This window comes from Thermosipho japonicus, from assembly GCF_014201655.1.
GTDB classification, from domain to species: Bacteria; Thermotogota; Thermotogae; order Thermotogales; family Fervidobacteriaceae; genus Thermosipho; species Thermosipho japonicus.
On sequence record NZ_JACHEX010000002.1, the window covers coordinates 260,692 to 273,324 of the forward strand.

General features: G+C 30.1%; 11 protein-coding genes. 6 read left to right on the forward strand and 5 right to left on the reverse strand.

Going from position 1 to position 12,633, the window contains the following annotated elements:
* The first annotated feature begins 89 nt into the window (after window positions 1-89).
* The gene (locus HNP65_RS05195; RefSeq protein WP_184619251.1) at window positions 90-578 is read left to right on the forward strand and encodes a hypothetical protein; all 489 of its coding nucleotides are present in this window, start codon (window positions 90-92) and stop codon (window positions 576-578) included.
* A gap of 23 nt (window positions 579-601) precedes the next feature.
* A complete protein-coding gene (locus tag HNP65_RS05200) occupies window positions 602-1,654 on the forward strand; it encodes a VWA domain-containing protein (RefSeq protein ID WP_184619252.1) in 1,053 nt (350 codons plus the stop codon).
* Between the two features lie 86 nt (window positions 1,655-1,740).
* Here HNP65_RS05200 and HNP65_RS05205 read toward each other — a convergent pair whose 3' ends face one another.
* The 4 genes from HNP65_RS05205 to HNP65_RS05220 are packed head-to-tail and all read right to left on the reverse strand — an operon-like array spanning window position 1,741 to window position 6,153.
* Window positions 1,741-3,123 (reverse strand): amidase family protein, encoded by a 1,383-nt coding sequence (locus HNP65_RS05205; protein WP_184619253.1) that lies wholly within the window; start codon window positions 3,121-3,123, stop codon window positions 1,741-1,743.
* Between the two features lie 4 nt (window positions 3,124-3,127).
* The gene (locus HNP65_RS05210) at window positions 3,128-3,967 is read right to left on the reverse strand and encodes a carbohydrate ABC transporter permease (protein ID WP_126992839.1); all 840 of its coding nucleotides are present in this window, start codon (window positions 3,965-3,967) and stop codon (window positions 3,128-3,130) included.
* Between the two features lie 14 nt (window positions 3,968-3,981).
* Window positions 3,982-4,863, reverse strand: coding sequence for a carbohydrate ABC transporter permease (locus tag HNP65_RS05215; RefSeq protein ID WP_004100474.1), 882 nt, complete (start codon window positions 4,861-4,863; stop codon window positions 3,982-3,984).
* A 45-nt stretch (window positions 4,864-4,908) separates the two neighbouring features.
* Window positions 4,909-6,153, reverse strand: coding sequence for an ABC transporter substrate-binding protein (locus HNP65_RS05220; protein WP_184619254.1), 1,245 nt, complete (start codon window positions 6,151-6,153; stop codon window positions 4,909-4,911).
* A gap of 342 nt (window positions 6,154-6,495) precedes the next feature.
* On the opposite strand from HNP65_RS05220, the gene HNP65_RS05225 reads away from it, so the two are divergent.
* Both HNP65_RS05225 and HNP65_RS05230 read left to right on the forward strand, forming a co-directional pair.
* The gene (locus HNP65_RS05225) at window positions 6,496-7,710 is read left to right on the forward strand and encodes a glycosyltransferase (protein WP_184619255.1); all 1,215 of its coding nucleotides are present in this window, start codon (window positions 6,496-6,498) and stop codon (window positions 7,708-7,710) included.
* Window positions 7,707-8,828, forward strand: coding sequence for an ROK family transcriptional regulator (locus tag HNP65_RS05230; protein ID WP_184619256.1), 1,122 nt, complete (start codon window positions 7,707-7,709; stop codon window positions 8,826-8,828). The genes HNP65_RS05225 and HNP65_RS05230 overlap by 4 nt, the downstream gene beginning before the upstream one ends.
* 22 nt (window positions 8,829-8,850) lie before the next feature.
* Here HNP65_RS05230 and HNP65_RS05235 read toward each other — a convergent pair whose 3' ends face one another.
* On the reverse strand, window positions 8,851-10,833 hold the full coding sequence (locus HNP65_RS05235; RefSeq protein ID WP_184619257.1) for a methyl-accepting chemotaxis protein: 1,983 nt from the start codon (window positions 10,831-10,833) through the stop codon (window positions 8,851-8,853).
* Window positions 10,834-10,957: 124 nt separating this feature from the next.
* Here HNP65_RS05235 and HNP65_RS05240 point away from each other — a divergent pair, with 124 nt between their 5' ends.
* A complete protein-coding gene (locus HNP65_RS05240; protein WP_184619258.1) occupies window positions 10,958-11,815 on the forward strand; it encodes an ABC transporter ATP-binding protein in 858 nt (285 codons plus the stop codon).
* Between the two features lie 11 nt (window positions 11,816-11,826).
* Window positions 11,827-12,624: an ABC transporter permease subunit gene (locus tag HNP65_RS05245; RefSeq protein ID WP_184619259.1), complete on the forward strand. Its 798-nt coding sequence runs from the start codon at window positions 11,827-11,829 to the stop codon at window positions 12,622-12,624.
* Window positions 12,625-12,633: the final 9 nt, after the last annotated feature.

Genomic DNA, 12,633 nt, shown 5'->3' on the forward strand with positions numbered 1-12,633 from the left:
AACTTGAAAAAATTGTTTTTTAATTTTTTTATTTATTTTTTACCATTACATAATTAATTTTATTTATTAATTTAAAGGAGGTGAGTAGTATGAAAAAACTTTTGTTTATCGCTTTACTTATTAGTTTAACAGTATCAGTTTTTCCATTCTTTTTAGGAGTAAGTGGTGGAAAAGAGCTAGGTGGTAAAAATAGATACATTCTAGGTGCAGAATTAGGATCTTACCAAAATTTACTAGGAATTTCAGTAAACGTATTTTATCCTCTTTCTGGTTCAGAAATCGATACATTTGAAAATGTTAATCTTTCTGAAATTCAACTTGTTGAAATTGATCCATATCTATTACTTGTTTTGAACTTGCTTGGTACAAAAGTTTATGCTGGAGCAGCGCCTATATTGATTGCAAATGTTCAAAGTGGTGAAATTGGTCTTTACTCTCAAGAAGTATTCCATGCAAAAGTGGGAATAAAATCTGGAACAGGCATTGCATTTTCTTTAGAGGCAATAACTACTTTTAACACGCAATTTTTAAGCACTGGAATATACACAGTAAACTTTGGAATAGGACTTTCATTTTAAAAATTTAGAAGGAGGTGAGTAAAATGAGAAAAATTTTATTAATAATATCCATTTCAGTTTCACTTTTGGTTATTTTGTTTAGTTGTACAAATATTCCAACACTTCCACAAATTATACCTGCCGATCCAGAAGGTGTAGTCAAACCTGATCCAAGTTTATACAATGATTTACAGGTTTATATTTCTAGCGATAAAACACCATTTTTGGTTCCAATATCAATTCCTGACTATGTAAGAGTTAAAATTAGTGTTCCTGAAATATCGAACTTAACTGAAGAAAATTTGAAAGTTTTTGAAGATGACAAAGCACAAGGATTTTTAGTTTTTAAAGAATCAGAAACAAGAAGCAATATAGATATAATGATTGTACTGGATACAACTGGTAGTATGGATAATGCTATCGAAGGAGTAAAAAGTAGTATAAAAAACTTTATTGATACATTGGAAGCTAGCGGCCTTGATGTTAGAGTTGGAATAGTACCATACGATGATGCAGCACCTGCAAAAGATATAACTCTTACAAAACCATGGCAAGATTTAACTGATCTTAATACTGCAAAAAATTTTGTAGACGAACTATCTGCATATGGTGGAGGTGATTTCCCCGAAAATCCATATGCCGGAATAATGTATGCATGGAATAATGCTTCTTGGAGACCTTCTTCACAAAAAATTATTATTTTAATTACTGACGCATCAGCTCACTATAAATCTGAGGAATATCCAGGAGATGCGGCAGGTGAGACATTATACGATAAAGATGAAGTAATCTCAGCAATTCAAGGATACGTTACCGTCCATGGGGCATTTGTACCTGGTTGGTATAATGAATCAACAACAGACTATACATCTCCAGATGATCCTAGAGAAATTGTTCAAAAAACAGGTGGTATAATAAAATATACTGATTCTTCTGGAAATGTTGATTTAACAACTCTTGGAATATTAGAATATGTTCAATCAAGTTGGATAATTGCATTTGAAAGTGACTCACCAAGTGCAACCCACACAATTGAAGTATTCATTGAAAAGGATGGAAGAAAGGGTTACAGTAAATTAGAAGACATTTCTTATTAAATTAAGAGATCTATATAATCAAAAAAAAAGGAGTGGCTTTTGCCATTCCTTTTTTACTAATTCATCTAAAGATCTATTTTTAAAATCTAATCAATATCTGGAAGTTTTCTTTCTTGGAAACTTTTTTCAAATAGTAAAGCAATGGAAAATAATTTACTTTCTTCGAATGCCCTTGCTGAAAAAGTAAGGCCAAAAGGTCCTTTTTCAGTAAAACCTGCTGGGACAACAATTGATGGATACTGCGCTTTTGCTGTAATATGTGCTCCATAATTTGCTGGAAACAATAATGCATCAAGATCATTTTCATTGAATAATCTATCTATCTCACCTTTTGCATACTTTTTATCATTTAAAAGATATTCTATGTATCTTCCTTCTTTAATATCAGTTGCATCTGAATGAAGCAAGATATTCTGCCCAAATGGTATAGCATCTCTATTTTCAAAATTATACTTTATAATATCACTCAACGTTTTAACCTTTAAATTTTTATCTTTTAGATAATTGTTAATCCCCAATTTAAACTCATAATATAAAACTTCTATGTTATTTATTTTATCAAGATTTTTAAATTCTACTTTTTTTATCTTTCCACCCAATTTTTCAATTCTTTTTAAATTTTCTAAAAATATATCTACCATCTCTTTATCGAGCCATCCAAATATTTGATCTGTATAGCCAAATTTCATACCATATAAATCGTGAATAATTTCTATTTTACTATCAAAAGAAGAATTTTCAATTGAGTATGTTGCAGGATCTTGATGGTCATATCCAAAAATAACCTTAAATAATTCAAAAGTATCTTCTACCGTTCTTGTTATTGGTCCTGCCGTATCCTGTGTGAATGAAATTGGTATAATACCTGTCCTACTTACTGTACCTACCGTTGGTTTTAAACCCACACAAGAATTCATACTAGAAGGCGAAAGAATAGAGCCCGAAGTTTCAGTTCCTATCGAAAGAAGCGCTAAATCTGCAGCTATTGCAACTGCTGACCCAGAACTTGAACCACCTGTATCAAAATCTCCATACGGATTTCTAGTCTGTCCTCCCAACCTACTATACCCATTGGGCATTTTAAAAGATACAAAATTTGCAAATTCGGTCAAATTTGCCTTACCTATGATTACACAGCCTGCTTCCCTTAACTTTTTAACTACAAAAGCATCGGAATTTGCAAAATTTCCTTCCAAAGCTTTAGCACCAGCTGTAGTTTGCATTTTATCTTTAGTATCAATATTTCCTTTGATGACAATAGGAATTCCATGTAAATTACTCCTTTTTTTTCCGTTTCTTCGCTCTCTATCTAAAGCTCTTGCAATAAAAAGTGCATCAGGATTAATTTCAAGAATTGCGTTCAAATTAATTTTTGAAATACGTTCAAGATAAAACTCCACCAGTCTTTCAGAAGTTATTTTGCCCTCATCGTATAAATCATTAAATTTCTTAACAGTTAAATTTTTCAAAATATCATCCTTTCACAGAACCTGCCGAAAGACCGGCAATAATCTTTTTTTGGAAAATCAAAACTAGAATAACCAGCGGAGTAGTTACAATTACAGCAGCAGCCATTATTTGCCCCCAAGGAATCTCATATTGCGAGGCTCCCTTAAAAAGTGCAATCGCTACAGGGACAGTGTACTTTTCAGGACGTTGCATAAACGTTAAAGCAAATAAAAACTCATTCCATGCTGAAATAAAGGTCAACAATCCAGTTGCAACAAGTCCAGGAGCCGCCATAGGAAGAACTATTGACCATAGTGTCCTTAATCTTGAACATCCATCAATAGCTGCTGATTCTTCAACTTCTTTTGGTAACTCTCTAAAGAAATTTTGCAAAATCCATGTTGTTAATGGCAAAGTAATAGCTATATACGGTAATATCAAACCAGGATATGTATTTATTAAATGCATTTTTCTCAAAAGGACAAATAGGGAACCCAATATAGAAACCTGAGGAAACATGCTAACAGCCAATATCAAAGACATCACTATTACTTTACCTTTAAATCTTAACCTTGCAATAGCGTATGCTGCAAGAGAACCTATCAAAAGTGAGGCAAGTGTTGTAACACCCGCAACAATTACACTGTTTAAAATATTAATATGAAAAGGTCTTTCAGTAAATACTTTAATATAATTTTCAAAGGTTATTCTCTTAGGAAACAAAGAAGGATAAACTTCAAACAAATCCTTATCAGGCTTTAAAGATGATATTATTGCCCAATAAAAAGGAAAAATACACCATATCAAAATGATAGCAACCAAGAAATACAATATAAATCTATAAATTATCTTTTTTGCCTGCATTTTTTTCACACTCCTTAATCAAACTGGAGCTTTAAAGACTTAATATAAATAATTGCAAAAATTGAGATTAATAGAAAAATTATAACCGACAATGAAGAACCATATCCAAATGAAGCACTTGTAAATGCTCTATCCATTAACAATACTCTATTGTAAACCGACAAAGTTTCCGTACCTACACTTCCTCGAGTCATAACATAAACAACATCAAACACCCTTAACGCATCCAATGTTCTAAAAATTAGAGCAACAGCTATGGTAGGAGCTAGCTGTGGCAATGTAATTTTAAAAAATCTTTGAATCATATTGGCTCCATCAATTTTTGCTGCTTCATACAACTGCTCTGGGATCAATTGCAAACCAGCCAATATTAAAAGAGCCATAAAAGGTGTTGTTTTCCAAACATCTACTTGTATAATAGCCCAAAGTGCTAAATTAGGTCTTCCAAGAATCGGTGTTCCAGGTTCTATTATATGAAGTGCTTCATAAAATCTTGACATAATCCCAAATTGATCATTAAACATCCATCTCCACATCTGAGAAGATATTGCTGTAGGAATTGCCCATGGAATAAGCATAGCAGCCCTTACAGCTCCGCGAAATTTAAAATCCTGATTAACAATCAAGGCAATCATTAAACCCAAAATTGTTTCTAGTGCAACCGAAACGAGAGTAAAAATTATTGTAGTTTTTAGTGCATCCCAAAATCTATAATCATTGAAAAGCCTTATATAATTACCAAATCCAACAAATTGTCTTGGAAATCTTGGATTTAAACTAAATGAATAAAAACTATCATAGAATGTTTTAAAAAGTGGAAAAAACGCAATCACTGAGATGACTAATATAGCCGGCAAAATCATCCAAAAAGCAATTAAAGGCTCCTTCCTCTGCATATACTCACCTCTTTATAAATTGTGGGGGGAAAGCCCCCCACAAATTTATTTTCCAAGCAACATTTTTAGCTCTTTTTCCAATCTTGAAATTGCTTGCTCAGGTGTTAGTTCCCTGGTTAATGCAGCATGTACATATCTTTGGATAGCATCAGAAACTTCTGCATAACTTGCTGTTCTTGGTCTTGGAAGTGCATTAATAAATACATCAAACAATTCAACCATAAATGGATTAGCTTCTTTTAATTCTGGTTTGTCATAAACTTCTTTTCTAGTTGGATTTTGACCTGCATTTACTGCCTTATAAAGTTGTTGTTCTGAACTTGTTAAGAACTTTATAAGTTTTTTAGCAGCTTCCTTTTCTTTTGGAGAAGAATATACATTTATTCCAAGATTCCATCCACCTAATGTTGCTGCATGTTTTCCATCTGGACCAGGTCCCTTTGGAAGTGGTGCAATTCCAACCTTACCTTTAATTGGTGAATCATCACTATTAGCAAGTGACCATGCATATGGCCAGTTTCTCATAAATACCGCATTTCCTGTCTGGAATATTCTCCTTGCATCTTCTTCCATATACGTTGTAACACCTTCGGGTGAAATCTTATACTTGTAGATTAAATCAACCATGAATTTTAATGCGTCAATAGCTTTTGGGTTATTAATAATTACATTACCATTTTCATCCAAAACATCTGTTCCAAATGACCAGACATATTCCATAAAATCACAAACAAGTCCTTCATATCTTGCACCTTGCCAGACAAATCCTTCAATACCTTCTGCCTTTGAAATCTTTTGAGCCATTTCTACAAGTTCATCCCATGTTTGAGGTGGATGATCATATCCATACTTTTCTAATAAATCCTTTCTGTAATACAATAGTCCTGCATCAGTAAACCAAGGAACGGCAACAATTTTTCCATCAACGGTAACAGATTTTACAGTTCCTGGTAAAAATTTATCAAGTTCAAAATAATTATAGTCATCTGTTAGGTCTTCTAAAAATGGAGCAAATTCTGGTGGCCAAATTACATCTAACATTAAAACATCTGGATCACTTTCACCAGCAGCCAAATAAGTAACGTACAAATCATGCCTTTCTGTAGAAGAATCAGGCATTGGAATTACCGTAACAACAATGTCAGGATTTTGCTTCATAAATTCTTTTAATTGTGCATACAAAACTTCTAGTTCCTTTCCCACACCTCCAGAAGTCATAGTAATAGTGGTAATTGAAAATGATAAAGCAAAAACTAAAAGCAAAGAAAATAAAACAAACAACCTTTTCATACTTACACCTCCTTATTAGAAATAAATCAGAAATATTTTTTCGATTTTCGAATTTATAATATCATATTACATACATCTTTCTAAACCATCAATAAAACAAAATATTTGCAAATAACATCAAATAATCGTCTCTAATTTAAATTATTTTACCAAAACGAAAAATGAAAAAGTTTACATTTTAACCCACATATTTTTTTCAAAAGAAAGCAAAATATATTTTTATTCTCGATATAACCTAAACAACTGAAATATTCTACTTATTTTCTATGATTAATCATTTTTGTATTTTTTTGTAGTGTGATATAATTTTTTCGAAATTCGAATTAAAAGAGGAGGGAAAGTATGAGAGTAAAACTTCCCATAAGGAAAATCAATGATTACAATACAGTGGCAAAAGAAGAGGTTGAAGAGTTGATAGAACTTTCAAAAGAATTAAAAGGTCTTAAAGTTGTCCACGTAAATGCCACTTCATATGGAGGCGGAGTTGCAGAATTACTCTATACTTTAGTTCCATTAATGAATGATCTAGGTTTAAATGCATCTTGGGAAGTTTTAGAAGCACCAAATGAATTTTTTAATGTTACAAAAAAATTTCATAATGCTTTTCAAGGAGCCGACATTGATATCTCAGATAATGAATTTAAACTCTTTGAAAAGGTTAATAAAGATAATGCTGAAAAGTTAAATTTGGATGCCGACATTGTTATAATTCATGATCCTCAACCGTTCTTTATGCCTTTATTTAAAGATGGAAAGTACATATGGAGATGTCATATTGATACTTCAAATCCAAATTTTAATGTTTGGAATAAAATTACTTTCAAAGCAGCAGATAAATACTCAAAAGCTTTATTTCACTTAAATGAATATGTTCAAGAACCGTTTAAACAAATAGCTGTTGAATTTCCACCAAGTATAGATCCTTTAAGTGATAAAAACAAGCAACTTTCAAAAAAAGTAATTGAAGAAATTGCTTTAAAGTACAATATTGACCTAAATAGACCTATTATTACAGTGGTTGCAAGGTTTGATCCATGGAAAGATTTAAAAAGTGCTATTGATGTATATAGGATTTTAAAAGAAAAAGTTGACATACAATTACTTATTGTTTCAGCCATGGCTAAAGACGATCCCGAAGGATGGATATTATTCGAAGATATATTAAGATATGCTGGCACTGATCCAGACATTCACTTTTTAACTGATCTAAAGGGTGTTGGACATATAGAAGTTAATGCTTTCCAGACTATATCAACAGTTGGATTGCACACAGCAACAAAAGAAGGGTTTGGGCTTGTAATATCTGAAATGCTCTGGAAACAAAATCCTGTGGTAGCAAGACCAGTAGGCGGCGTAAAAGTACAAGTAATAGATGGATTTAATGGTTTTTTAAGAAATGATATAAAAGAACTTGCTGATGCAATATATGAAATAATAACAAATGAAAGTCTAAGGAGACAATTAGGCAAAAACGCTAGAAAAGTAGTTAAAGAGAAATTTTTAACTACTTCACATCTAAAAAGGTATTTAAAAGTTATAAAGGAGGTTATCAGTTGAAATTAAATAATTCAAAAAAAATACTTTTAAACCTACTCTTTAAAAACGAAGCCTACAGAAATCAACTGCAAAAATCTTTAAAAGTTACTCCTTCCACCCTTTCGTATATATTAGATAATCTAAAAAAGAAAGGGTATATTACTGTATTAAAAAGCGAAAGTGAAACTGTAGGAAGACCTAAACATATAATCAAAATGGATAAGGATTTTTGGAAAAGCATTGGAATTAGAATCGGTAGAGAAAGTGTAAATTTGACTGTTTTTAATGGATACTTTGAGGAAGAAGAGAAAATATCAATAAAGTTAACTAAAAATGATATTGGAAATGAAAATATATCAAAAATTATAGAGAAAATTATCAAAAAAGTATCATCTTTAGATAAAATAAAAGCTATCGGAATTGCTCTTTCAGGAAATATAGATAAAGACAAAGCAAACTCTAAGATCTTAAAACTCGAAAACTTTAATCCACACTATATAATTAAAAAATTACTTCCTAATGCCACTGTAAGCCTACTTAACGATGTTGAAGCAATTGCAACTGAAGAATTTTTAAAACATGGAGGAAAGAAAATTCTGGTAATAAATTATGGAACTGGTATAGGAGCATGCTTTTATGAATCACATGGAATATACGAAAAAAGTGAAAGAAAAATAATCGAACTTGGGCATTTCTATGCAGGAACAAATGAAAAGTGCTACTGTGGAGCAACTGGCTGCCTTGAAACCATAGCTTCAGATTATGCAAATCTTAAAAGATATAAATTTTCAAACTTAAAAATTGAAGATTTCATACTAAATGAGGAGTTATACAACAATGACTTAGACGTACTTAGAAATTTGCACAAGAGATATGAAAAAAAAGCCCAAGAAATCTACAACGAATCTTTCAAATACCTTGCTATTTTTCTTACTAATATTTTTAAGCTTTTCAACCCTGAAAAAATAATTCTTTCTGGTGAAGGTGTAACAAAATGGTTTTCAAATGAGCTAGAAAGAAAAATTAATTCCATTTCTACTTTTCCAGTATCTATAACGTACAGAGGGCTTAAAAACAATATAGAATTTGGTGCAGCGGTAGATGCTTTAAGAGAATATATCTTAAAATCTAATCTTTAAAAAAATAGGGGGAAACATCCCCCTATAAATTATTTAATTCATCTGATTTTTGAGATATTTGCTTAATCATTTGTGAAATTTCTTCCTGCTTTCTTCTTAATTCCTTGAATTTTTCCTCAACATCTCTTGCTATAGTTTCTATTTTTTGAACTTCTTCTTGAACATTTTGAGAAAGCTGATTTTGCATTTCCGTCATTTCTACAATTATCTTAAATTCTTCAAACATATCGGACATATCATTTGTATTTTCATCAATCGAATTTAAAACACTCTGATTTTTATCAATTACAGTTGAAAGATTATTTGACAATTCCACAATTACTGAATTAACTTTTGAAAAAGTTCTTCTTGTACTACCCACTGTTTCATTTATAGATTCTACCAACCTTCCTGTATCTTGGGACAATTTTCTAATCTCTTCTGCAACCACAGCAAATCCTTTTCCAGCTTCTCCTGCCCTTGCTGCTTCAATTGCAGCATTTAAAGACAACAAATTAGTTTGTTCTGCAATATCTTGAATCTTTGTTGTAACATCTTCGATCATATCAATTCCCTTTGAAAATTCAACAAATGATGCATTAAGAGATTCATTTACTTTTATAAGATCTTTAGTCATCTTCAGTACACTTGAAAGATTTGCTAAATTTTCTCTGGAAGATTCCTCAATCTTTTCACCTATTTTACTTACTTTATTGATCTTTTCTGAAATTTCATTTGTCTTTTCCTCTACTTCATTTAAAAATCCGTTAAATTTTTCAAGCACAAATAAAAGATTATTTATATCACTATCAACAATTTTTGCATTCTCATATAAACTCAAATCTATTTCCTGAACTTTTTTAGTTGTATCAAAAACAACATGAGAAAGTTCTCTTGCTTTCTGAGACCATTTTTCAAGAATTTTCATGTTCTCTCTTTCCTTTTCTAGCAAATTGTTAATCTTTTCATTTGCAATTTTTGTTTCATTGTTAATTTCAATTATTTTTACAAAAGCATACATACCAATGGTGATTCCAAAGCCTGTTTGAGCAAGATTAAAAAACATATAGTTTATCTCAACTATTCCTAAGATTGAGAAAATAGACAATAATATTCCAAATACTACGCTTCCCAATCCTAGTGTTACAATTCTTTCAGAAAAATTCTTAGAATTCTTTACAAAAATATATGAGATATAGAATAAAGCCAAAATTGCAAATAGATAGAATTGGGAATAATATTCTCTAACAGTTGAAAGATTTGCAGCAAATAAAACTCTTATATACAAAATCCAATACATTATTACATAGATTTTGAATAATAGATTTTTCTTTATTTTAAACAAACTATATGCAAATTCTAAAGCAAAATACATTGATAAGGCAGCTCCTAAAATTACGATCTTCTTCCAAAATAATAAGGGAGGCATTAATAAATTCATCTCATCCAAAGACAATAAAACAGGACTTAAAACTGTTATTGCTCCAAACAATAAACTTTTATCTCTTATTCCAAAATACATAAGGAGCATTAATATAAATATAGCGACTGCAAAACCAGATGTAAAATAATGAAGCATTTCGTTAGCAAAATTATGTTTTTCAACCACACTCTGAATAGCTTTTAAATTACCTATATACCAGCTTGATTCAACACCACCGACATTTTTTGAATAAAATAAAAATTTTGTTGTCCCATTTAATGGAAGATAATAATACCTATGCCATGAATTTAGATCTGGTCCAGTTAAAGAAAATATTAATTTTCTATCTTGATAAACTTTCACTTCTTGATTTGCAGTAACCGTAAATGCTACATACTTATTTTTTTGATCTAAAACAACTTCAAATTCATGCAGGTTTTCATCATCAAATGTTAAAAAACTTTCATCTAAAAGTGCCCCATCAACTTTAAGTTTTGGCAAAAATTCTTGTAGTCCATCCTCTTTTAAATACGAATTAATTGAAAAAATAACTAAAAGAATTACAATTCCTCCAAGTAAAAAGTACAATAAATTCTTAAACATAACAAACCTCCCTTCAATCTTTTATTAATCTTTTGATTATTTTACCATACCTTGACTTTAACCATAAATACATGATATAATCTTAACTGACCATGTGGTCAAATAGTTAGGGGGTGATTTTTAAATGATTAAGGTTAAAAATTTGAAAAAATATTATGGAAAAAATGTCGGTATTGAAGATGTAAGTTTTGAAGTAAAAGAAGGTGAAATAGTTGGATTAATAGGTCCTAATGGTGCTGGAAAAACAACAACCATTAGAATTTTAACGGGTTTTCTAACTCCCAATAATGGTGAAGCATATATTGATAATAAAAAGATGCCATTTGAAATTGACAAAGTCAAAAAAAATATTGGATATATTCCAGGTGAAGTAAATTTCTATGGCGATATGAAAATAAAAGACTTTCTAAAATTTAACAGGGCATTTTATCAAAACATAGATCAAGATTATGAAAAATATATTATCAAAACATTAGGAATAGATTTAAATAAAAAATTTAAAGAACTTTCTCTTGGAAACAAAAAGAAAATAGCAATTCTTCAAGCACTAGTACACAAACCAAAATATTTAATATTAGACGAACCTACAAGTGGTCTTGATCCACTAGTCCAGCAAAAATTTTACGATCTTTTAGAAGAACATAAAAAAAATGGTGCAGCAATATTGTTCTCATCTCATATATTATCAGAAGTTGAAAAATTATGTGATAAATTTGCAATGATAAAAGAGGGAAATATTGTAAAATTTGGAAATATAGAAAGTTTAAAAGATTTTTCCATAAAGCTAGTTAATGTATACGGCTTAAAGGAATGCGATTTGATAAAAAAATACAGCTTCAAAAAAGACTCAAAAAGTTACACATTCGAAATAAGATCAATAGAATTAAAAACATTTTTAAATGATCTTTTAAATTGTGAGTTCAAAGATATTGAGATCAAAAATCCTGCACTCGAAGATGTCTTTTTAAAACTTTATAAATAGGTGGTGAAAATATGAATATACTAAAAAAAGAAATAAATCAAAATATAATAGTCATCTTAATATGGATGATAGTTATATCGCTTTTTATTTGGATGTTTTCAGCTGCAACAACATTCTTTTTAGACGAAAATACACCTGCTTTAAAAATAATCCAAAATATGCCAGAAAAATTATTAAAAACATTTAATATTGAAATTGACGTTTTATCCAAACCGGAAGGTATCTTTGGAACCGAAGGTATGACATTTATGTATATCTTCTTTGGAATATTTTCCTCAATAATCGCAAGTAAAATTTTTGCAGGTGAATTTGATAACAAAACAATAGAATATTTGCTTGTTAAACCAGTTAGTAGAACTAAAACTTTTTTATCGAAAATAGCAGCTACAATTTTACTTATAACAATACTTTCATTTAATTTCTTGCTTTCAGAGCATATATTCTTCCCACTTTATATTAAAAATTTTAGCAAACAGGTTATGAATTATTTTTTTATTTACATATTTATTTCTTCCATTTTCTTTGCATCATTTTCTACATTTTTATCTATGATATTTAGAAAAAGAAAGCTTCTAAATACTATATCTATATCGTTTGTCTTTTTAATGTTTTTTCTAAATTCTGTTACCGAAGGTGTAGAAAACTTTGAATTTCTTAGAAAAATAAGCATTTTCTATTATTTTTCAACAATAAATATACTTAAAGAACTAACTATAAATTACAGTGCAGTAGCTTCAATTATCTTTATTTCAACAATTTTATTTATTTTATCACATTACATATTCAAAAATAATGATATTTCAATCTAAGGGGAGGTG

Coding starts and splice junctions, on each gene's coding strand:
- HNP65_RS05195 (WP_184619251.1), top strand. CDS start 90: ATGAAAAAACTTTTGTTTATCGCTTTACTTATTAGTTTAACAGTATCA.
- HNP65_RS05200 (WP_184619252.1), top strand. CDS start 602: ATGAGAAAAATTTTATTAATAATATCCATTTCAGTTTCACTTTTGGTT.
- HNP65_RS05210 (WP_126992839.1), bottom strand. CDS start 3,967: ATGCAGGCAAAAAAGATAATTTATAGATTTATATTGTATTTCTTGGTT.
- HNP65_RS05215 (WP_004100474.1), bottom strand. CDS start 4,863: ATGCAGAGGAAGGAGCCTTTAATTGCTTTTTGGATGATTTTGCCGGCT.
- HNP65_RS05220 (WP_184619254.1), bottom strand. CDS start 6,153: ATGAAAAGGTTGTTTGTTTTATTTTCTTTGCTTTTAGTTTTTGCTTTA.
- HNP65_RS05225 (WP_184619255.1), top strand. CDS start 6,496: ATGAGAGTAAAACTTCCCATAAGGAAAATCAATGATTACAATACAGTG.
- HNP65_RS05235 (WP_184619257.1), bottom strand. CDS start 10,833: ATGTTTAAGAATTTATTGTACTTTTTACTTGGAGGAATTGTAATTCTT.
- HNP65_RS05240 (WP_184619258.1), top strand. CDS start 10,958: ATGATTAAGGTTAAAAATTTGAAAAAATATTATGGAAAAAATGTCGGT.
- HNP65_RS05245 (WP_184619259.1), top strand. CDS start 11,827: ATGAATATACTAAAAAAAGAAATAAATCAAAATATAATAGTCATCTTA.